The sequence below is a fragment of the Phocaeicola dorei genome, assembly GCF_013009555.1.
Classification (GTDB): Bacteria; Bacteroidota; Bacteroidia; order Bacteroidales; family Bacteroidaceae; genus Phocaeicola; species Phocaeicola dorei.
The window spans coordinates 770,159-792,586 of the sequence record NZ_CP046176.1; the positions used below are offsets into that span (position 1 = coordinate 770,159).

Genomic DNA, 22,428 nt, shown 5'->3' on the forward strand with positions numbered 1-22,428 from the left:
TTTAAAGGAGAGGGGGCTGTTCTGTTTTTTATTTAATTGGTGTTATCCGTTACCTTAATAATATGATGAAAAAACTACGATTGTTGTTTGTGCTGTTATGGGTGACAAGCAACTTATTTTCTTCTCCTGTTACAGGATTATTAGAGCGCATCGACAAAGGAGCTTCCTCCAAATTTATTATCGAACGTCAGAAATCGGGGACCGATTTTTTTGAACTCGATCAGAAAGGTGATAAAGTAATTATCCGGGGTAATGATTATGTAAATATTGCTACCGGATTGAATTGGTATTTGAAATATTATGCAGGCATACATCTTTCTTGGAATGGAATGACTGCAAAACTGCCTGCTGTTTTGCCCCCTGTGACTAAAAAGGAACGGCATGAAACAGATCTGCCCTATCGTTATGATCTGAATTATTGTACTTTCTCTTACTCCATGGCTTTTTGGGACTGGGAGCGTTGGGAAAAGGAGATAGATTGGATGGCGCTTCATGGTATCAATCTTTCCCTGGCATTGACAGGGACTGAGTCGGTTTGGAGAAATGTACTTCTAAAACTAGGATATACTAAGGATGAAATTAATGAGTTTGTAGCCGGACCGGGTTTTACAGCTTGGTGGTTGATGAATAATCTGGAAGGGTGGGGAGGACCTAATCCTGAAAGCTGGTACATCCGCCAGGAGAAACTTCAGAAGAAGATCGTAAAAAGAATGCGTGAATATGGCATCGAACCTGTGTTGCCGGGATATTGCGGCATGGTTCCCCATAATGCAAAGGAGAAATTAGGATTGAATGTTGCTGATCCCGGATTTTGGTGCAGCTATCATCGTCCTGCCTTTTTACAGCCGGAGGATGAACGCTTTGAAGAAATCTCTGCTTTGTATTATAAAGAACTGACAAAACTGTATGGAAAAACTGGTTTTTACGCTATTGATCCGTTTCATGAAGGGGGAAGTACTCAAGGAGTAAATTTGGATGCAGCCGGTAAAGCCATCATGAAAGCCATGAAAAAAACAAATCCGGATGCTGTGTGGGTGGCTCAGGCATGGCAAGACAACCCTCGTACTTCGATGATAGAACATTTGGAAGCAGGAGATTTATTAGTCTTGGATTTGCACAGCGAATGCCGTCCGCAATGGGGGGATCCGGCATCAGAATGGTGTCGCAAAGGGGGATATGGACAACATGGGTGGGTGTATTGTATGCTTTTGAATTTTGGTGGTAATATAGGATTGCATGGTAAAATGGACGCGCTAATTAATGGTTTTTATGATGCGAAAACAGATAACCATGCCGGAAAGACGTTGTGTGGAGTAGGGATGACTCCGGAAGGTATTGAGAACAACCCGGTTATGTATGAGCTGGTGATGGAGTTGCCATGGCGTGAGCATCGGTTTACTCGTGATGAGTGGTTGAAAGGATATGTATATGCTCGTTATGGGGTAGAGGATGAGGCTTTGCAACAAGCTTGGGATTTACTAGGTAACGGTATTTATAATAGTCCCAAGGAGAAGATACAACAGGGAACGCATGAGTCTGTATTCTGTGCTCGTCCGGGGTTGGATGTATATCAGGTATCCAGTTGGTCGGAGATGAAAGAATACTATAATCCGCAGGATGTGATAGAGGCTGCCCGACTGATGGTTTCTGTGGCTGATAAATATCAGGGTAATAATAATTTTGAGTTCGATTTGGTGGATGTGCTACGGCAGGCATTGGCAGAAAAGGGGCGTTTGATGCAAAAAGTGGTAACGGCTGCGTTCCGGGCAGGAGACAAGCAAGTATTTGAGTTGGCTTCACAGCATTTTCTGCATCTTATTCTATTGCAAGACCACTTGCTGGGTACCCGGAAAGAATTCAAGGTTGGAACTTGGATTGAAGCGGCACGTTCAGCAGGACAGACCCAGGAAGAAAAAGCATTATACGAATGGAATGCACGTGTTCAGATTACTACATGGGGAAATCGTGTAGCGGCAGATCAAGGCGGACTTCGTGATTATGCTCATAAAGAATGGAATGGCATTTTGAAAGATTTTTATTTTATGAGATGGAAGGCTTATTTTGATTATTTAGCTTGTGTCCTGGATGGAAAGCAACCGGAGGAACTTGATTTTTATACCTTGGAAGAAGCATGGACTAAAGAAACAGGATTCTATTCCTCAATTCCTGAAGGAAATACTGTGGTAGTAGCTAAAAACATTTTTGAAGAAGTTTTTTAAATGTTCTTTCTACTATGGATAACTTAAGACTTTCATAGGTTATAAGGCTTGATTATGGGTTCAGAACTGATGGGTATGAAATTATGATAACTTTATTCACGGTAGGGGGTGATTGAATTTACCCCTTACAGTGAATGAAAGTTATGGAAGCAGATAGCGTGTAGAAAACGCTTACTTCTTCTTTTCGGATGTCTGTTTCCAGATACGTACCATATAGAATGCACAATGTGTGAACGCAAAGACGAACGAAATAGCGAGCAATGTCTTGTCTTCCTCCCAGCCTACAGTCTGTTGATGCCATAATCCTGTAATAACTGAAAGTACAGACAGGGCGATTCCTGCCATATTCAATATGGTGAGTCCTTTGCGTCGTTTTACATTATGTTCTAGCTTGCTGTGTTTTACTCCGTAGCAGGCATAAACATCCAGACCTATCAGCATCCATAATACCAATCGGATCCAAGTATCAGCCGGAAGAAACAACATCATACAAAGGCAGGTAAGGATGCCTAGAATCGGTACCGTGGGAACAAAAGGAGTTTTAAAGGCACGATGTACGTCAGGCATACTTTTGCGCACGATCAATACTGCCGCGCAAACCAATGTGAAGGCGAATAAGGTACCTATACTGGTCATTTCTCCGGCTACACGTGCCGGAACAAATGCTGCCAGCCCTCCTACAATGGCCATGAATAACAAATTACTGTGTGCCGGTGTCCGGTATTTCTCGTGAATCTTTGAAAAGAAAGGAGGCAACAGTCCGTCGCGGCTCATACTTAGAAATACACGGCTTTGTCCTAGCAAAGTTACCATAATAACCGAGCAGTAACCAAACAGGATAGCCAGTACGATGGCCCGGTTCAACCACGGATAATCCGGATGAATTACTCCTGTGGTATCTGCATGTCCCATGTGGTCAATCGCTACGGCAACAGGTGCGATACCTTGTTGTCCTGCAAAGTCAGAATAATGGGCAACTCCCGTCATTACGTAAGCAAATACCATATAAAGAATGGTGCAAATCAGCAGGGAACCTAGAATGCCGACGGGCATATCCCGCTTCGGATTTTTTGTTTCCTGAGCGGCTGTACTTACGGCGTCAAAACCAAGAAAGGCGAAAAATACAATCGCTGCTCCACGCAATACGCCCGAGAATCCGAACTCGCCTAAAGTACCTGTATTGGCAGGGATATAAGGAACATAATTCTCTGCATTAATGTATTTCCATCCTAATACAACGAAAATAAGAATCACTGCCACCTTCAGGAATACAATGAAGCCGTTAAAAATAGAACTTCCTTCTGTTCCACGAATCAGAAAAATACTCATCAGCACTACAATCAGTGCGGCCGGTATATTCACAATACCTCCGTCCCAGGGACAAGCAGCAAATGCATGGGGTATATTGATCCCCACTCCTTCCAAAAAAACAACGAGATATCTGCTCCAACTGATACTGACGGTAGTAGCGGCAACAGTATATTCCAATACTAGATCCCAGCCGATAATCCATGCTATAAGTTCGCCCATTGTAGCATATGAGTATGTATAAGCACTACCTGCTACAGGTATCATGGAAGCAAATTCAGCATAGCATAAACCGGCAAAACAACAACCGATTGCCGCTATGGCAAAAGATAAAGTAATGGCAGGACCTGTGTATCCTGCGGCCACTGTTCCGGTGATGGAAAATAATCCGGCACCGATGATAACACCTACTCCTAATGCGATTAAGCTCCATGGTCCCAAGACTCTTTTCAGGGTCTTGTTTCCAGACTCATAGGCTTCGGCTTGTAATGCAGCAAAAGGTTTCTTGATAAATAATCCCATATCTTTTTACAACGTACTTAGTGATAATTGTGTGCAAAGGTACGGATAACTGCTATGAATTACAAGCTATAAGTAAAGGCTATAACGATTATTCAAGATATTTCGTTATTCTTCCACTTAGTTGGAGCAGGGAAATTTCACAGACTTTGGTGTTATATTCAGCAGATAAAATACGTTCTTCCGCATCAAGCAGACTCTTTTGGGCTTCACGCATCTCGATACCGGAGAGATCTCCCAGCAGATAACGTTCTTTGGCTATTTCATGGTTTTCACGGGCGGCAACCAGATTTTGGCGTTCCAAATTTAATAAACGTAAATTATTGCGATAGGCTTGCCACAGATTGCTTAAATCTGCTTTCAAACCCAATTCCAGTTGTTCTCTTTCCAGTTGCGAGTTACGTATTTGCAGGCTGGCATTGCGCTTTTCACGGCGACGGTTACCATCCCATAGGTTAATGCCTACGGTAATTCCTCCGTTTAGTCCCCAATTGCTTCTCCGGCTGGTGGCGTTTGTTTCATATTTGTTGAATGTATAGCCATAACCGGCGTTCAATTTCACATAGGGATAATTACGGGATAGAACCTGACGGTAATCCAATTGGGCAATTGTTGTATTTTGATCAGCTTTCAGCAGGTTGGCATTCGTCTTAAGGGTGGATTCCCATAATTCATCATAATTCAGCGCGTCATTCACTGTTATGATAGAGTCATTGACACGTAGCGGCCGGTTGACTTCCTGTACAGCCATTAACTCGTTCAGGTTGATACGTGAGGTAACCACCAGTTCTTGTTGTTTCATATATTGTGCACTGTCTGCATTGAAGTCCACTTTGGCTTGTTGATAATCCAGCCGGGAAAAATTACCGATATGGTATCGTTCTTCTACAATGCGCAGGCGTTCTTTGGATAAAGACACAGCGTAAAGGAAGTTCTTCAGACGGATTTCCTGTTGTACATAATTATAGTATTCGGCAGTGAGTCCCGCTATGAAATCTTCAAGGGTGATACGCGTGTTGGTTTCTCCCTGGTGTTCCAATTCCTTAAGTTTTTTGTAGGTGGTGCTGATATTGAATCCGTCGAACAGAGTCCAGTTTACATCCAGCCCGGCCTTTAAGGTTTGGTCGTAGATGTTTCGTTCACTGGCTGTAGTGCCTGTACTTCTGCTTTTGGTATCCGTATTGTCCAACGTTCCTGTATATCCGGCAGACAAATCAACAGTTGGCAGATAACCGGCATTTGCTAATGTGGCATTGTTATGGCTGATTTGTTCTTCATTACGGGTGATACGTATGGAATAATTGTTTGCAAGCCCTTCCTCCAGACATTTTTTCAGCGTATAAGGATATTGCGCATAGGTGGAAGCCACCCATGCGGTGCAGATACATAAAGTTATAATGATTCGTTTCATACAATTTCTGTTTTAACGTTTCGGTTGGTAGATATATAACTATAAATAGCCGGTACGATATACATGGTCAGGAAAGTAGATACTAACATTCCTCCCACAACAGCCGTACCCATGGCGATACGTTGATTGGCGCCTTCTCCTGTTGCGAATGCCAGTGGAATCAAACCTAATACGGTAGAGGCACTTGTCATGAGAATAGGGCGCAAGCGTTGCAAAGCGGCATCCCGGATGGCCTGCATCTTGTTTTCTCCGCCCTCCTGCTTCTGATTGGCGAATTCCACAATCAAAATACCATTCTTTGCCACTAGACCTATCAACATGATAATGCCGATTTGGCTGAATATGTTCATCGTGATACCTCCGGCATACATGAAAATCAGTGCTCCTGCAATGGCTAGCGGAACGGTAAGCATGATAATGAAAGGATCCTTGAAACTTTCGAACTGTGCTGCCAGAATAAGATAGATAAGTATCAATGCCAGAATGAAAGCAAACATCAGGCTGGATGAACTTTCCCGATAGTCTTTGGAGTCTCCCGACAAGGCGGTACGGAAGGTTTCGTCCAAAGTCTGGGCGGCGATTTTATCCATTTCTTCCAAACCTTGTCCGATGGTCTTTCCATCTGCTAGTCCGGCAGATACGGTAGCGGAAATAAAACGGTTGTAGTGGTATAATTTAGGAGGAGCTACGGATTCTACAAATTCTACCAGATTGTCCAATTGAATCATTTCCCCTTTGTCGCTTCGTATGTAAATAGATTTGATATTGGCCGGTGTATTACGTTGTTGGCGGTTTATCTGGCCCAAAATCTCATATTGTTTTCCATTCATATAAAAATAGCCCATACGTTGTCCGCTGAGACCGTATTGCAGTGTTTCGGCTATATCACGCACAGTGGCTCCCATTGTGCCTGCCTTATCACGGTTAATATTCACTCTCATTTCTGGGCTGCTGAACTTCAGGTCCACGTCCGCCATCTGGAAAGTAGGGTTATCATATACTTTGCTTAAAAAATCCGGTAATACTTTCTCCAGTTTTTCTATACTGACAGCTTGTAGTACATATTGTACGGGCATACTTCCTCTCCGCCCGCCGAAAGAAGACTGTTGTTGCACAAAGGCACGTGCTTTCGTTTTATTGCGGATGGCCTGTGAAATACGTTCGGCAACTTCCATCTGGGTATAATCACGATCTTTGATATCTTTCAATGTGATACGTATATTTCCACTGCCACTGGAAACGCGTGCGGTTACTGATTCTGCATCGGGTATAATAGAATCTACCAGATTGTTGATATCTTCCGTATAATCACGGATGTATTCATAGCTGGCTCCTTCAGCTGCACGTGTATTGATACTTATTTGCGAACGGTCCTCCATAGGAGCCATTTCAGCGGGTATTTGGCCCCAAAGTACTCCGATGGCTATCAACATAATCACTGTAACAGGTATTGCCCATATGCGTCTTTTAAGAAAAGCATTCAGTGAACGGGCATATATGCGGTTCATACCTTCAAAGAAAGGCTCTGTCTTTTGGTAGAACCATCCCTGTTTTTCCCGTTTAATCAATAACTTGGTTGCCAGCATAGGGGTGAACGTTAATGCGGCAAAGGAAGAAATGATGACCGAACCTGCCACAACGAAACTGAACTCACGGAATAAACGTCCGCTGGTTCCTTCCATAAATACGATGGGCAAGAACACTGCCACCAGGGTGATAGTGGTGGAGATAACAGCGAAGAAAATTTCTTTTGCCCCTTCTATTCCTGCTTCGAACGGACGCATACCTCGTTCTATGCGGATATAGATATTCTCTGTCATAACGATGGCGTCATCCACTACCAAACCTACAGACAATACCACCGCCAGCATGGTCAGCACATTGATGGAGAAACCTGCTATGTACATCACAAAGAAAGCTCCGATCAATGAAACCGGAATAACGATGCAGGGAATCAGTGTCACGCGCCAATCGCGCAAGAACAGGAAAATGATGATGATAACCAGTACGAACGCTTCATACACCGTACTTTTTACTTCATCAATAGAAGCGCGGATAAACTTAGTGTTATCAAAGCCATAGCTGTATTTCACATCGTCGGGCAAATCCTTCTTCATCTGCTCCATACGCTGGTATACGGCATCGGCGATTTCGATATGGTTGGCACCGGGTTGTGGAATGACAACGACACCTACCATCGGCACTCCGTTCATTTTCATATAACTCTTGATATCTGCCGGACCTAGTTCGGCGTAACCGATATCGCTGAAACGGACAACTCTTCCGCCTACTTCTTTTAATATGATGTTATTGAATTCTTTAGCGGTGTGCATTTGTCCCATGGTGCGTAAGGTCAATTCTACGGTATTACCTTCAATGCTGCCCGAAGGGAGTTCTATATTTTCATTGGTTATCGCGTTCTTTACATCTACCGGAGTAATGCCATACCCTGCCATCTTGGTGGGGTCGAGCCATAAGCGCATGGAGTAACGTTTTTCTCCCCAAATAGATACGCTGCTTACATCCGAAATGGTTTGCAGTTGTTCTTTTACGGTCAAGTCTGCTATTTCACTCAGTTCCAACAGAGAGCGGCTGTCACTTTGGATAGCTACCATCAGGATAGGCGTTGCATCGGCATCAGCCTTGGATACAGTAGGAGGGTCACAGTCGCGTGGCAGGTAACGTTGTGCGCGGGACACTTTGTCACGTACGTCATTGGCGGCAGTTTCCAAATCGACGGATAATTCAAATTCCACTGTGATACGGCATTGTCCTTGTTGGCTGACACTGGACAAAGAACGGATTCCCGGAATACCGTTGATGTTTTGTTCCAAAGGCTCGGTTATCTGATTCTCGATTACATCGGCATTGGCACCCGAGTAACTACAGCTAACAGAGATGATCGGATTATCTACCGAAGGATATTCGCGGACTCCCAATGTATTGTAACCGATCAGTCCGAAAAGTAATATGATGATGGTAAGCACGGTGGCAAGCACAGGCCTACGGATACTAAGTTCGGAAATATTCATAAAAGTATTTTTTTAGTTGTTAGTTAATGGCCTGAAGTTCCACAGGCATTCCCTTACGTAATTGCAGTGTACCCGATGTCAGGATGGTATCACCCACAGACAATCCTCGTACAATCTGTACTTCGGCTTCGGTACGGAGTCCTATAATAATATCTACAGGGTCTGCAACTCCGCTACGATAAACAAATACTTTATTTTTACCCATTTCGGGGACAATAGCTTCGGATGGAATCGCTATCGCGTCTTCTATTTCTTTTTGTTTTAATTGAATATCTGCATATCTGCCTGCCAGCAGTTCGCCGTTGCGGTTGGGGTAGATGGCACGGATGTTCAATGAATGGGTTTCCATATCTATACTGGATTCGGTTGCATAAACCTGTGCATGATAGGTATCCAGTTTTCCTTCTACTTTGAACTCCAGATTAGTCCCTTTTTTTATTTCCCGGGCATAACGTTCCGGTACAGCGAACTCTACTTTCAATGGGGTCACTTTGGTCAGTTTGGCTACTACAGTGGTAGGGGAGGCGTATGCTCCTGTACTGACCTGTCTCAATCCGATGATACCGTCGAATGGTGCGCGGAGTTCGGTCATGTCAATATTGGCCTTGATATTTTCGATATCGGCGTTAAGGGTGGCAAGTTCGGTTTTTACCTGTTCGTATGCTTCTTTACTGACTGCATCTCGTTTTAACAGAGCGTTTTGACGGAACACACGGTCTTCGGCTAAAGGTATTTGTGCTTCCAGACGTTTTAATTGAGCCTGTAACTGCCGGTCGTTTACTTTGGCAAGTAATTCTCCTCGTTTTACCAATGTGCCTTCTGTGAAAAAAATATCGGTGATCTTTCCGGAGGTTTCAAAAGACAAACTCACTTCTTCGTCAGGAACCAGGCGTCCGGTAACCAATATTTCATCTGTCAGCAAGTGTGGTTTTATGACTTGTGCATTGACTTTCAATGTACGTTGCTTGTTTTCTTTAGGTAACGCGTCGGCGGCTGTCAGTTCTTCATTTTCGTGAGGGGTAAATTGATAGATGCCTAGTCCGGCCAAGCCGGCTCCGATTAATATAATGATGCCCCATTTGATTCGTTTGTTCATGTGCCTTTCTATATGGGTTTAATAAATACGTTAATGTAAGGTTAGATAAAAAAACGTGGCGCTCAGTTTAAACGCCACGTTCTTTTTTAATATTTTTTTTCGTTTGCCAGCTTCCACATCGCAAGGAAAGAGGCTTTGGTTATATCGACTATCTTCAGCCAATTGATTTTCTGTGTTTCATCTCCCGGAAGGTGATAATCGGGATGGGCATCAGTGTGATACCATATAATAGGTATTCCCAGTTTGGCGAACGTGCCGTTGTCGCTGCCTCCCACCGGATTGTCCCAAGCCCGGTAGTCAGGGGATAGCTGCAAGCGGTAATCTTCAATATCTTTTTTCAGCCAGTCACCGAAGGCCTGATGGGCTGCGGTATAGAAGTAAACGAAATAATCGGGCTGGTCCTCCCGGTTGTTACGTCCTATCATGTCATAGTTCAAATAGCCTTTTACCTTCTTAATATCCGGATAGTTCATGGCGAAATAACGGGATCCCAGCAATCCCTTTTCCTCACCATCCCAAAAGGCGAAGATAACGGTACGTTCCGGTTGCTCACCGGTAGCAAGAAAGGCACGGGCTACCTGTAATACGGCTTGAACGCCTGATGCATTATCATCTGCACCGTTATAAATCTGATCTCCTTCCAGCATAGGATCGTAGCCTATGTGGTCGTAATGTGCGCCGATAATGACAATTTCATTTGGATTCTTTCCTTCTATTTTACCTAAGATATTACGTAATGCCAATTTTTGATGTACCACTTTTTTCAGTTCCGCAATAGAATCGGGATGTACTTGCCAGCGTTTTCCTTTCACTTGCCGTTCAGCATGATATACATCAAAGGGTTGTATATAATCTCCGGCTAGCAGTGGTTTTATTCCCATCTGTTTCAGGCAGGAAATGATATAATTGCCTGCAATGCGTCCACCTTTCCATCCGGCTTCGCGTCCTTCCAGTTCGTCACAGGCCAGAAAGCCGATATGTGCTTCGGCTGTGGCACGGTTAATGGTTTCTACTCCTTTTTTTTCAGGAGTCACTTTTTTAGGAGAAGCGGCATTCAGCCCGGTGGTGCATAATGCAAACAGTGCAATAGCTAAGAGGTGTTTTTTCATAAAGTTGTGGTTTTTAGTAAGCGGCGCGATACTTGCCTTCTTCCTTGTCTTCCAACATGTTCAGGTAAGAAGTATAGCGTGACTCGCTGATTAGATGTTTCTCCACTGCATCGCGTACGGCGCATCCGGGCTCGTGCCTGTGGGTGCAGTTTCCATACTTGCATTGAGCGGAATATTCAAATATTTCTTTAAAGTAATGTCCTACTTCCTCTTCTTCCATATCAAATGTTCCGAAACCTTTGATACCCGGAGTGTCGATGATGTATCCACCACCGTCTACTGGGAACATTTCGGAAAAGGTTGTGGTATGCATTCCTTTGTTATGGTAATCGGAAATTTCACCTGTTTTCAAGGTTTGTTCAGGCAAAATAGCATTGATTAATGTTGATTTCCCTACTCCTGAGTTGCCTGAAAGCAAAGTGACCTTTCCTTTCAGGTCTTTTTTCACTTCGTCTGTACCTATGTTGTTCAGTGCGGAAACTTTGAAGCAAGGGTAACCGATGTATGTGTACAGGTTTATCAGAGCATCCATATAGCGTGTATCATCCTCATTATACCTGTCTATCTTATTGAATATCAGTTTGACGGGTACACGGTATGCTTCTGCAGTGGCTAGAAAACGGTCAATGAATATAGTTGAGGTTTCGGGATAATTAATTGTAACAATCAGCATACATTGATCCAGATTGGCCGCCAGTATGTGCGATTGTTTGGAAAGGTTAGAGGCGCGCCGGATGATATAGTTCTTGCGGTCTTCTATCTCACTGATGAAGGCGGTTCCTTCATTGTTGATAATGATTTGTACATAATCTCCTACAGCAATGGGATTGGTACTCCGAATACCTTTTAAACGGAAATTTCCTTTGATCTTGCATTCGATGGTACGTCCGTCTTCTGTTTTGACAAGATACCAGCTGCCTGTGTTTTTTATTACTAGTCCTTTCATAAATTAAAATGAAGGATGAAAAATGAAGAAAGAGGGATTGGACCGCACGGACAAGAGCAAGGCTGTGCAGGACAATTCTTCCTTCTTCATTATTATTGCTTCATTATTTTAAGTTCTTCATTAAACCGTCATAATTTCTTTATCTTTCTCTGCCAGAAGTTCTTCAATCTTCGCGATATATTTATCGTGTACTTTCTGAAGTTTGGCTTCCGCATTCTTTTGCTCGTCTTCGGGCATACCTTCTTTAACAGCTTTTTTCAGTGTATCTATAGCGTCACGGCGTGCGTTGCGTATACTTACTTTTGCGGTTTCGCCTTCGCCTTTACATTGTTTGGCCAGTTGCTTGCGGCGTTCCTCTGTCAATGGCGGAATACCCAAACGGATGATTTCACCGTTGTTTTCGGGAGTGATGCCCAGATCAGAGTCCATGATAGCTTTTTCGATGATACGGAACATACTTTTGTCCCATGGCTTGATGGCGATACTGCGTGCATCGGGAGTAGTCACGGCAGCTACATTACTGATGGGAACCATGCTTCCATAAGAGTCAACACGAATGCCGTCCAGCAACCGGGTACTGGCTTTTCCTGCACGAATGTGCGCTAAGGCCTCTTCCAAATACATAACGGCCATGTCCATTTTCTCTTGTGCGTCGTTGATGCAAGTTTTTGCGTCTATCATACTGTTCTGTTATTTAAGTTGTTTATTGATTCGTTTTAAGTGAAACAAAAGTAATTTATTTTTTGATTATCTGCAATAAAAGGGGGATGATTTTATATTTCTAACGGCTCTTTACTTTATCATCACCAGTTTAAGTTGTTGAGGCTTTATTAAAAATAGGTGAAAAGTTTTTGTGTCTTATCGGATAACAGGATTGAAATGATGAACACCTTAAGCTTTTCTTCCCTGTATACTAAGTCCTTTTTATTGCATGATTAAGCTTTTTCATACGGCAACCTATTACAGACTCCGATAATGGACTGTATAAACTATTGTAGTGGACTGTAGGGTCTGCTGTAATAGACTGTACGGTCCACTGACGGAGTCTGTAGTAGGTTGCCGTATGAAAGGTCTTAGCTGTGCGGAAGAAAGCCCTTAGTCTACGGGGAGAATACTTTTGTAATCAGGTATAACAACGAGACAGACAAAGACATCAACAGAATTAGGGTAAATTTGGTTGGTAAGCATTATCTTTGCATTAAAAAAGATGATAACTTTATATTTAGCCCGTCACGGGCAGACAGAAGAGAATATGACCCGTATTTTCCAAGGACATATGCCGGGCACGCTGACTGTTGAAGGAATAGCACAGGCTGAAGCGCTGCGTGATACTTTGCGGGACATCTCTTTGGACGCAGTGGTCAGTAGTGATTTGAAGCGGTGTGTGGATACGGCCCGTATCGCGGTGGAAGGTCGGAACCTGCCTTGGGAGAAAATGGTTTTGTTGCGTGAAATCGATTGGGGGAGCTGGACGGGGCTTGCCATTAAAGAAGTTGATTTGCGACATTTTCCGGCAGATGTGGAAACGGAGGCGATGCTGTATGAGCGTGCGGGGCGTTTTGTGGACTACTTGAAAGAGCGATATGATGGAAAACAGGTGTTGGCTGTCGGACATGGACTGATAAACAGGGCGGTACAGGCACACATTCAAGGAGTAACTTTGGAACATTTGCGTAGTGTGCCAAAGATGAATAATGCGGAACTACGCCGGTTCAAGTTAACGTAATTCCGCATTGAATAACACGTGGTTATTGCAAAGTGATTCCCATTATTCCTATCACTACATCATTGGACAGGGTTTCCAGGGTCAGCCCTTTTAGTTCCTTGGAATGATCCAAAGGAATATCGAGCAATATGCCTGCACCACCTTCTATCTCACGTCCATATACACCAGTGATGTTGAGTTCTTTACCCAGGTCACGGCTTACTTTACCGCTTTTCAAGTGCAGACGGTACGGCCGGGGAGCAGGTACTTGGAACGCTTTGCCGTCCACATAGAGGTCTTGTTCTATGGGACACCAGTTGTCCGGATTGATCAACTCCGTTGCTTGGGAAGTTCCGTCTGCATAGTGTATGCGGATTATTCCATTGGCAATGTGGCATTGCATGTGGTTGGTACTTCCCGCCATCAGCAGATAAGCATGTGAAGCTGTACCAGATAGTGAGATGGTGGAACTGTCCGGGTAATTATCCCATAGGGAGGTGAAAAGAATGTTGTTCCCTTTTTCTTTCAGACGGAAAGGGATGCCTAAAGACGTTTGGAAAGTATCATGATGTACAAGGCTGCGTAATCCCGAGTCGTCTATGGTAGCGCTCAGCAGCGGATGACACCATTCTCCTATTCCTTGTGTGGGAAGTTGCAAAGTAGTGTATGGAGACCGGGGAGACAGGTATTCATTTTGATAAATATCGGTGACAGAAGCATTCAGTTGTCTGTCAAAATCAATCATCCGGCATTTTTCGGGACGGATATCTGCAAAGTCTGTATAGGAAGGGGCTTTCTGGGTGTTCTCTATATAGATATTAACAGGTTGCCACCAATCCATTTCTCCTTGATGAGTGTAAACAAAGAAAGTGTGGTGTCCCGGTTCACCTTTTAGCTGTGCGTTGAAAGCGGTGGCTTCCACTGTGTGTTTTGCTAAAACGCTCTGAGGATCATATACTTGGGAGATGGATGCTCCCGAAGGTATTTGCAAAGCCAACTTCCCGTTTGAAGCGATGACTAGTTCTTGGACTGCCAATGTATGAAGTGATGCTCCTTCCCATTCGATGGTAATGGTGGTTGAAGATGTTCCTTCCGCCTGGATTGAAAGAAGAGGATAGCCATGGGCCGATTCGATGGATTGCCATGTGGCAGGAACACCATTCACTTTTACTGAACGGATCTTCTCTTTTCTGGCATTGATTTGCAATACCGGATGGAGAGGAGTCTGGAACCGTTGTGTGATATGATAGGTGTCCGTATCTTCTTTTCGGGTAAAGCGATAGCTTATATCGGGAGTACTGACGGAAGCCTTGTCCCAGTCGTCCGGAAAGCCCGGCCGGAGGATGATTTGCTGGTTCAGGGCATCCGGCAGGATACCGAACAGTCCTTGGATCAGTACTCGTGAAGCGACCCCGATGGGATCGCCGAAATCCCGGTAGCATTCTCCGCGTGCGGCATCATAGAAGCTGATCTGGCCGAAGTTGCCCGGACTGTCTCCTAGATACATGCCGTCTAGAACAGAGCTTTTCAAAAGTTTGTATCCGGCCTCGGCACGTCCGGCCTGGAAGTATGACAATGCGGTATGCATGACTTCGGCAAAGGCGATATTATTGACACTCCATGAATAGGGTAGCCAGTTGGTGGTGGCGATAGTGGCATATCCATTCTCTTTTAATCCATGGGCTGTGACGGGAATATGAGGAATGGCTGTGTCTATATAACGGGTAGCCTGATAGGCTTGGAACGGGTTAGCTGTCTCGCTGTCTATAGCATGATAAATGGTCCATACAGCGGCACTTTCGTGTACTCGCTTGTGTCCCATAAAATCTTGATATTCCGCCCAATGTCCTTTACCGGGAAGCCATAGCCTCTCGTTCATGGCTTTCAGAATCTTTTCGGCTTCGTTGCGGTAAGGAGTGGGATCTTCGCCTATCTTTTCAGCCAATTGGGCCGCTGTCTTGTTGGCACGGTAGTTATAAGCCGATGAATGGGTGACTCCTCCGCTATTGTAATAAAGGGCGTCACTGGCCCAAATGCAGGCGTATGCGTCATACAGCCCGTCGTTATCTGGGTCGTAGTTCAGCTTTTCCCATGCGAGGTGACGGGTGATGACAGGCCACATTTGGCGGACATAATCCAAGTCCCCCGTCCATTTGAAATGCCATAACAATTCGTCTATGCAGCAAAGGTTCATGTCGTAGTGGTGCATCTGATTATTGCGATGCGGATTACGGCAGATGTATCCGTTACTGTATTGGGGGGTACCCCATTTCTTGACGGAACGTGCCAGATGCAGGGCGGAATCTTGTGCCGGATGGGGGAGGGTGTTGGGCACTTCGGTGACCTGACTTGCCGCGTATGCGTTGAAATGGGTCCGGGCACGGTCATGCCATCCCAAAACATCGCCGGTATAAGCGGCTCGCCAACCACTGAGTGGCATCCGCCATCCTATGGCACCGTGTAACCATACTTCGCCGTCCCAGATTCCATCAGCTGCCATGGCCAGAGTGCCTCCTAAGGTGTTGAAATAAGGGTCGGGTGTTTCAATGCGGATGCGTGAGGCTGTTTCGGAGCGGGCAGCTTCTGCTTTTTTAAACAGGGTTTCGCCTTCGGCAGTTGTCAGTGTACGTAGTTCCTGGTTTTCCAATAGAATATAAAGTGTTCCATCTATCTGTGCCGGGCAGGATTGTAACTGTTGAGGCTGGAGAGGAGCTTCGAAACTGTCGGCAGGGTCGGCTCCCATATCTCCGTTACGGTTTAGCTTGGAATTACGTATCTCTGAAATGGATGCCAGTAGAATGGGATTGGATCCCTTGAAATTCCGGGCGTTGAATTGCCAGATGGCCCCTTCTTTATCGGGAAGTGCCAATGTGGCAATAGATAAGTTTCCACCTTCGAAGGATGGGTGGAATAAATTGTAGCTGCGGCGTCCCGCTGTATAACGGGACTCGCAGTGTTCGGTAGAATCAAGGGCTACCGTTCCTCCGGAGGTCTGCAGTTTAAAGCAGATGTGTTTCGGGTTCTTCTTGGTATAAGCAGCGAATACGGGCCGGTCGCTTGTCTCCAGCCGGAATGCTGTGTGGCTGCCGTATAAGGCACGGGTAAAGCGATTCTTACCGTTGATGCAGACAAAATCGTCTCCGTCAGGGGTATATTGCAGGCTTCGGGTGGCATTCCGGCGATGCTCGTTGTACGAAGTGGATTCTATGAAATCGCCTATCTTTTGTGGCTGCTTGGTTTGTCCTGCGCCGGAAACGCTACCGATGCCCAACAGGCATAGAAGTAAATATGTCGTTTTCATGATGATAACTACTAACTCCTGTTCTTACGGTAATGGCTGTAATCCTTCCCAGCGTACATTCCATTTGCCATCTTTCGGAAATCCGGGATTGTTCCCTTCCGATCCATCCCATCCGGCGCACATCATAGCGACTGTGGTCAGTAATCCACCGTTGCCGGGCAGGTAAATACGCAGACGCCCGTCCTGGTAATTGTGACCGTTTACCAGATAGGTGTTGGTACGTTTGTCCATCAATAATGCGCTGACTGCCTTCTCGGGCTCACCCATTCGGGCGGCATTCATGGCTGTCATCGGATAATCCCAGCCCCAGGTCTTGTCCCAGTTCCAGTTATCCCAAATCCAGTGCAGGGTGTTTTTCATATATCCGGCATGAATCAGCTGATTCATGGGCAGGATGCCGACAGCGCCCAGCACTGCCATGTGATCTGAGGTAAAACGGATATCTTTATAGGTATCCACCGCGGTCTCGGCTGCCAGATACAGCTGTTCGTCGTTGTATGCCAGCGGAGATAATTTCTCTATCAGTACATCCCATTCGGGTACACGTTCCATCCCTGTACGTTCACGCCATGTTTGGGCAACTTGCATGGCGAAATGCCAGTACGAAAGCTCAAAAGGCGGATTGACAGTTTCGGCAGCGCGCAACGTTTCCTGTGCGGGGATAGCACCTTTCAAGACATAACGGTCGTGCTCTTCCTCGTATGTGGCGAATGAATACATGAATTCGGCGGTTTCCTGTATCAGGCTATTGTATTTTTTTAGCAGTTCTTCCGATGGATTAGCCCGATAGAGCAATTCTGCCAGGTAGATGAGATGAGGCTGTTGCCAGATCAGGAAGCTGCCTACTTTAGAGGGGGCTTCAAGACCGCTGGGATCAGTCATTTTCATCCATCGTATGCCTTTGAAACCTTGTCTTTCCGCTATCTGGCGGGCTATGGGTTCCACGGTTTCATACCAGGATAAAGTGCGGTCCAACAATTCGGGATGTCCCCATAAGGCGAATTGTGCCTGATGCCACCAGATCATTTCCAAATGGAATTTCCCGAACCAGGAGTTGTAAGTTAGTCCGGTTTCCTGTGGCGGGGTTGAGCCTGCGCATTGGATAGCGAGCAGATATTGGCTTAATACGACCCGGCGTTCCAATTCTTTGGCCCGGACATCAGTACATTGTGAGAAGTCGGCAACAGCTCCCTGTGTCCAGTAATTTTTCCAGTGTCCGGAAGAGGCTTGTTGTACTTCTGTAAAAGTCAGGATGGGAGAAGCGGATACTTGTGGTGTGAATTGGCAGGTGAATGTAAATATACTGTCCGTTGGCGTGAGTACGAAATAGTTTGCACTTTTCTCACTTAGCTTCGCAGGGCCTTCCCAACTGATTGTTACATAATAGGTGGTTGCGTCGAGTGTTCTTTTTAACACGGCCGATTGTGCGTCTTCACTGACCAGGGTCGTGCTATGCTTATCATTCGCCTCCCAATTACAAGCATCGTCACAGTGACCGCCCGTGGGATAGGGGAAGTGAAACTTGATGCCGGCAGGTTGTCGGGCCGATAGGCGTGCGGCAATCATATCACGCTCCGGATGGCAGACTGTCTGAATGTAGTAGGGAGTTTCTTTGAGAGTGAACCGGCTGTTGATAATACCGTTCCACATATCCAGTGATTGCTGTATGTTTTGCACATCCGAGGGACGTACTTCATTTCCTAATTCGAGTCCGATGATACCCAGATGCAGGCGGTGTGGGTTTACACGATACCAGTCGGATGCTTCCTTTGCTCTGCCGGGTTCTTTGGGTTGGGTGGCATATAGCTCTTTGTGCCCGTGGCCGAAGTCATACTCCACCAAGGCTTCCTCCGGTTTATAGTTTTCGGGATTTCCGAAGCTGTGCCATCCCCATTGGCTTTGTGTACCCAGTGGAACTCCGTTTTTATAGACTTCGGGAAAAGTCTGCAATCCTGTAGCATCTACCGTATAGGCAAATTCTCCGTTCCCTACCGACAGGGAGGATAATGAATCCATGGCAGTCACTTCCGGATTATTGCGTGTTACCAGTGCATGGCGGTCTATGGCTTTCTCTTTGGGAGAGGTGCAAGCAGCCAATGCAAACATTGTCAGAGCATAAATGGTGTGTTTCATTGTATATAGCTAATTTAAAAAGATGGATAATTCTGTTGTTTATGCGATATGATTCTATTTGCCAAGCTGCAGGCAACCCATGATGAAAGGACCGGTAGCTTTGGCATCGTTGTCACGCATTTTTTCGCCAATGTAATATTCAAAGCTTCCGTCGCGGTAAGGAGTGCCGCCTAGTCCGCCTACTTGGCAGCAACGGGTCAGCGTCAGAGTTCCGTCGGGGTTCTCGAGAAGCAATGTTTGCTTTAATCCGTTGAAGGCTTTTTCCGCGATGGTCCGGTATTGGGCATCTATATATCCTTTGTTCACCGCTTTGGCATAAGCATACATACATTGGGTGGTTACGGATGCTTCGGGAAAATTACCTTCACGCTCGGGCTGGTCTATTACCTGATACCATAGACCGTCTCTTTGATAGTTGGGCAGGCTTTCTGCCAAACCTTGAATCCAACTGATAAGCGAGGCACGTCCGGGGTGGTTGTCGGGAATATAGTCCAGTACATCTACCATGGCCATGAACCACCAGCCTATACTGCGTCCCCAAAAATTAGGTGAAGTACCGTCTTGCGGATTTGCCCAACGTTGGGATTTGCTCTCGTCCCAGGCATGATGATATAATCCGGTTTCCGGTGAATAGGTATGTTTGTGGCAAAGTGTGAATTGTTTTACCGCCTCATCAATCAGATCAGGACGGTTGAATTCCGCTCCATAGCGGGCTAGGAAAGGGGAAGCCATATAAAGTCCGTCCAGCCACATCTGATGTTGATAGATCAATTTATGCCAGAAGCCACCTTCCAGCGTACGTGGTTGTCTTTTGAGTTGTTCTACCAGTAAGTCCATAGCTGCTTTGTATTTTTCTTTGCCTGTTTCTTTATAGAGGTCAAACAGAACTTTTCCTGAATTGATGTAATCTAGGTTGTAAGTTGACATATCATAGAGGTGGATTTCTCCTTTTTCGTTAATCAAACTATCCGCCCATTCCTCAACATAAGTAAAGTAACGTTTGTCACCGGTATTTTTCCACATATCCAGCATGGCGCAACAGCCTACTCCTTGTGAATACCCGAAAAAGAGCCGTTTGCCATGATCTAGCTGATAGGCTTTGGGAAAGCGGAGCATCTCAGAGTCGGCAAAGCGCTGGGCATATGAATCGGAAGATATACCGGGAAGGGGTGTGGGGACTGTAGGGAGAGGGGCTATGCATACTTCTCCACTGTACGGAATTGCTTTTTTAGCTTGGAGAGACATGGGTGCCATGCAGGCGGCCAATAAATAGATGTAACAGTAATTTTTCATGGTATTTCCTGTCGTTTTTATAGTCTTTGAATGATTTACATTTTTTGCTGATGTAAAAATAGGCTAATTAACGCTATAAGTCCATGAATAATTGTTCATTTAGATGGAAAATCTATCGGTTGAGTCTCTTTTTTAAGGAATATGTGTCAATAAAGAACGAATTTGTGGAAAAAATGGTAAGACAGAGAAAAACTGTTCACCCATTTGTCATTTAGAAGGAAATAAGGAATGACAAATGGATGAACTTGATGAGAATATCAGTTGTGTACCAGTGTTCCTATATTTTCACCGGTCATTACTTTTTTCAGGTTACCTACTGTGTCCATGTCGAAAACGATAATGGGTAGGTTGTTTTCCTTGCACATGCAGGTTGCTGTAAGATCCATTACTTTCAAACCGCGCTTTAATACCTCATCGTAGGTGATATCGTCAAATTTCGTAGCAGTGGGGTCCTTTTCAGGATCAGCTGTATAAATGCCGTCCACGCGTGTTCCTTTCAGCATCACATCGGCTTCTATCTCGATACCACGTAGGGAAGACCCGGTATCGGTAGTAAAAAACGGATTGCCTGTTCCGGCAGACATAATTACAACTTCTCCGTTTTCCATCGCTTCAATCGCTTTCCATTTGTTGTAAAACTCACCGATGGGTTCCATGCGGATAGCTGTCAATACACGTGCCTTGACTCCGGCTGCTCCCAATGCGGAACTCAATCCCAAGCTGTTGATAACGGTTGCCAACATTCCCATTTGGTCACCTTTTACACGGTCAAAACCTTTAGAAGCTCCACTCAGCCCACGGAAGATATTTCCACCACCGATTACAATACCTATTTGTACGCCAAGGTCGTGTATCTCCTTGATTTGTTGCGCATATTCACCCAGACGCTTTTCGTCTATACCATATTGCTTTTCGCCCATCAGGCTTTCGCCGCTCAGCTTTAGTAGAATTCTTTTAAATCTTGCCATATTGGTTTGTTTTTTAGTTTTTTGCAAAGATAAAAATATTAATCTTTTTTACTTGTTTTATATCCTAAAATATTTCTTCCCATAACTCCTTGCATTACTCCGCGAAGTAGAAGATAGGTAATGAATGCCATCCATAAAGCGTGATTGCCCATTGCTCCCCGGAAACCGTAGTAAATAAGAAAGAAACTGACAGAAGCTGCTATCATGGCTTTCAGCATCAGATGGGTGGCCGTCGCACCGATGAATATTCCATCGAACAAAAAAGCAGAGAAGCCTGCCAAAGGAATGGCAAGTACCCAATAAAAATAACTTTCGGAAGCATGAATGACAGTTGTTTCGTTAGTCAGTAATCCGAGAAAGGATTGTCCTCCTATACTATATAATAAGGTGAAACTAAGTGATAATCCTAGTCCCCAGCCGAATAGTTGGCGAACCGTCGTGTGGAGTGCTTTCTGATTATTGGCTCCGATATATCTTCCTGTCAATGCTTCTCCGGCGTATGCGAAGCCGTCCATAATGTAGGAGAATAAAGTGAATAATTGCATAAGTAATGTATTGACCGCCAACACCACTTCTCCTTGTGCCGCACCTGCCGAGGTGAAAAAGACAGTAACCGCCACCAGGCAGATGGTACGGAAAAAGATATCCCTGTTTACTTGGAAGAAACGGTACATGGCCTGTTTGTCAAAGAAGGAATGCCATTCTATGCGTTTCCGCAGGGTGCTGTAGTAGCGTAACCACAACAAATATGCCATGACTAGCCCGGCATATTGTGCAGTTAATGTTCCGATAGCGACACCTTCTATTTTCATTCCTAATCCATATACTAGAAGAAGACTGACCGCAATGTTCACTATATTTTGTGTGATGGCTATATACATGGGGAAACGGGAATTTTGCATACCGATATACCAGCCGGCAAAACTGTAAAGCCCTAATACAGCCGGTGCTCCCCAAATACAGATACGGAAATAGAGACCGGCCAGATGTTCTACTTCTTCAGTCGTTTGGATAAAGGTGAATGCAATTCTTTCTATAGGATATTGCAAGGCTAGCAAAGTAAATGCAATGAATAATCCTACTCCGACGGAACGGAGTAGTAACCGGGTGACTTCATTCAGGTCGTGCCTGCCGTATGCTTGTGAAGTCATGCCGCTGGTTCCCATACGCAGAAAACCGAAAATCCAGTAGATGATGTTGAAAAGCATTCCGCCTACAGCTATTGCTCCGATGTAGGCGGCAGAGCCCAAATGACCTACAATAGTAACATCAATCAAACCCAACAGAGGAACTGTAATGTTTGAAACGATAGAAGGGATGGCAATTTGAAGTATTTTTTTGTTTCCGTTATTAAGTTGAATCATGAGTGTAGATTGATAGATGGATAC

At 45.0% G+C, this 22,428-nt stretch carries 14 protein-coding genes; 2 read left to right on the forward strand and 12 right to left on the reverse strand.

Annotated elements, in window-relative coordinates:
* Positions 1–62: 62 nt before the first annotated feature.
* Complete coding sequence (locus GKD17_RS02905; protein WP_007836388.1) at positions 63–2,219, forward strand: alpha-N-acetylglucosaminidase; 2,157 nt, start codon at positions 63–65, stop codon at positions 2,217–2,219.
* Between the two features lie 171 nt (positions 2,220–2,390).
* Here GKD17_RS02905 and GKD17_RS02910 read toward each other — a convergent pair whose 3' ends face one another.
* From GKD17_RS02910 to frr, 7 genes are all read right to left on the reverse strand, one after another.
* Positions 2,391–4,049: an amino acid permease gene (locus GKD17_RS02910; RefSeq protein ID WP_007836386.1), complete on the reverse strand. Its 1,659-nt coding sequence runs from the start codon at positions 4,047–4,049 to the stop codon at positions 2,391–2,393.
* 88 nt (positions 4,050–4,137) lie between these two features.
* Positions 4,138–5,457: a TolC family protein gene (locus GKD17_RS02915; protein ID WP_007836385.1), complete on the reverse strand. Its 1,320-nt coding sequence runs from the start codon at positions 5,455–5,457 to the stop codon at positions 4,138–4,140.
* A complete protein-coding gene (locus GKD17_RS02920; RefSeq protein WP_007836383.1) occupies positions 5,454–8,489 on the reverse strand; it encodes an efflux RND transporter permease subunit in 3,036 nt (1,011 codons plus the stop codon). The genes GKD17_RS02915 and GKD17_RS02920 overlap by 4 nt, the downstream gene beginning before the upstream one ends.
* Positions 8,490–8,508: 19 nt before the next feature.
* Complete coding sequence (locus tag GKD17_RS02925) at positions 8,509–9,585, reverse strand: efflux RND transporter periplasmic adaptor subunit (protein ID WP_007836374.1); 1,077 nt, start codon at positions 9,583–9,585, stop codon at positions 8,509–8,511.
* A gap of 86 nt (positions 9,586–9,671) precedes the next feature.
* On the reverse strand, positions 9,672–10,694 hold the full coding sequence (locus GKD17_RS02930) for a M28 family metallopeptidase (RefSeq protein WP_007836372.1): 1,023 nt from the start codon (positions 10,692–10,694) through the stop codon (positions 9,672–9,674).
* Positions 10,695–10,707: 13 nt separating this feature from the next.
* Complete coding sequence (rsgA, locus tag GKD17_RS02935) at positions 10,708–11,640, reverse strand: ribosome small subunit-dependent GTPase A (RefSeq protein ID WP_007836371.1); 933 nt, start codon at positions 11,638–11,640, stop codon at positions 10,708–10,710.
* A gap of 120 nt (positions 11,641–11,760) precedes the next feature.
* Positions 11,761–12,321, reverse strand: a complete 561-nt coding sequence (frr, locus tag GKD17_RS02940; protein WP_005839846.1) for a ribosome recycling factor — start codon at positions 12,319–12,321, stop codon at positions 11,761–11,763.
* Between the two features lie 526 nt (positions 12,322–12,847).
* Here frr and GKD17_RS02945 point away from each other — a divergent pair.
* On the forward strand, positions 12,848–13,366 hold the full coding sequence (locus tag GKD17_RS02945) for a histidine phosphatase family protein (RefSeq protein ID WP_007836370.1): 519 nt from the start codon (positions 12,848–12,850) through the stop codon (positions 13,364–13,366).
* Between the two features lie 22 nt (positions 13,367–13,388).
* Here the strand turns inward: GKD17_RS02945 and GKD17_RS02950 are convergent, their stop codons facing one another.
* From GKD17_RS02950 to GKD17_RS02970, 5 genes are all read right to left on the reverse strand, one after another.
* Positions 13,389–16,646 carry a DUF4450 domain-containing protein gene (locus GKD17_RS02950; RefSeq protein WP_007836369.1) on the reverse strand — a complete coding sequence of 1,086 codons (3,258 nt, stop codon included), beginning with the start codon at positions 16,644–16,646 and terminating at the stop codon, positions 13,389–13,391.
* Between the two features lie 24 nt (positions 16,647–16,670).
* Positions 16,671–18,779 (reverse strand): hypothetical protein, encoded by a 2,109-nt coding sequence (locus GKD17_RS02955; RefSeq protein ID WP_007836367.1) that lies wholly within the window; start codon positions 18,777–18,779, stop codon positions 16,671–16,673.
* 54 nt (positions 18,780–18,833) lie between these two features.
* On the reverse strand, positions 18,834–20,072 hold the full coding sequence (locus tag GKD17_RS02960; RefSeq protein ID WP_007840648.1) for a glycoside hydrolase family 88/105 protein: 1,239 nt from the start codon (positions 20,070–20,072) through the stop codon (positions 18,834–18,836).
* Positions 20,073–20,329: 257 nt separating this feature from the next.
* Positions 20,330–21,040 carry a UMP kinase gene (gene pyrH / locus GKD17_RS02965; protein ID WP_005839859.1) on the reverse strand — a complete coding sequence of 237 codons (711 nt, stop codon included), beginning with the start codon at positions 21,038–21,040 and terminating at the stop codon, positions 20,330–20,332.
* Positions 21,041–21,078: 38 nt separating this feature from the next.
* Positions 21,079–22,404 carry an MATE family efflux transporter gene (locus tag GKD17_RS02970; RefSeq protein WP_007836361.1) on the reverse strand — a complete coding sequence of 442 codons (1,326 nt, stop codon included), beginning with the start codon at positions 22,402–22,404 and terminating at the stop codon, positions 21,079–21,081.
* Positions 22,405–22,428 lie beyond the last annotated feature (24 nt).

Coding starts and splice junctions, on each gene's coding strand:
- GKD17_RS02905 (WP_007836388.1), top strand. CDS start 63: ATGATGAAAAAACTACGATTGTTGTTTGTGCTGTTATGGGTGACAAGC.
- GKD17_RS02910 (WP_007836386.1), bottom strand. CDS start 4,049: ATGGGATTATTTATCAAGAAACCTTTTGCTGCATTACAAGCCGAAGCC.
- GKD17_RS02915 (WP_007836385.1), bottom strand. CDS start 5,457: ATGAAACGAATCATTATAACTTTATGTATCTGCACCGCATGGGTGGCT.
- GKD17_RS02920 (WP_007836383.1), bottom strand. CDS start 8,489: ATGAATATTTCCGAACTTAGTATCCGTAGGCCTGTGCTTGCCACCGTG.
- GKD17_RS02925 (WP_007836374.1), bottom strand. CDS start 9,585: ATGAACAAACGAATCAAATGGGGCATCATTATATTAATCGGAGCCGGC.
- GKD17_RS02930 (WP_007836372.1), bottom strand. CDS start 10,694: ATGAAAAAACACCTCTTAGCTATTGCACTGTTTGCATTATGCACCACC.
- rsgA (WP_007836371.1), bottom strand. CDS start 11,640: ATGAAAGGACTAGTAATAAAAAACACAGGCAGCTGGTATCTTGTCAAA.
- frr (WP_005839846.1), bottom strand. CDS start 12,321: ATGATAGACGCAAAAACTTGCATCAACGACGCACAAGAGAAAATGGAC.
- GKD17_RS02945 (WP_007836370.1), top strand. CDS start 12,848: ATGATAACTTTATATTTAGCCCGTCACGGGCAGACAGAAGAGAATATG.
- GKD17_RS02950 (WP_007836369.1), bottom strand. CDS start 16,646: ATGAAAACGACATATTTACTTCTATGCCTGTTGGGCATCGGTAGCGTT.
- GKD17_RS02955 (WP_007836367.1), bottom strand. CDS start 18,779: ATGAAACACACCATTTATGCTCTGACAATGTTTGCATTGGCTGCTTGC.
- GKD17_RS02960 (WP_007840648.1), bottom strand. CDS start 20,072: ATGAAAAATTACTGTTACATCTATTTATTGGCCGCCTGCATGGCACCC.
- pyrH (WP_005839859.1), bottom strand. CDS start 21,040: ATGGCAAGATTTAAAAGAATTCTACTAAAGCTGAGCGGCGAAAGCCTG.
- GKD17_RS02970 (WP_007836361.1), bottom strand. CDS start 22,404: ATGATTCAACTTAATAACGGAAACAAAAAAATACTTCAAATTGCCATC.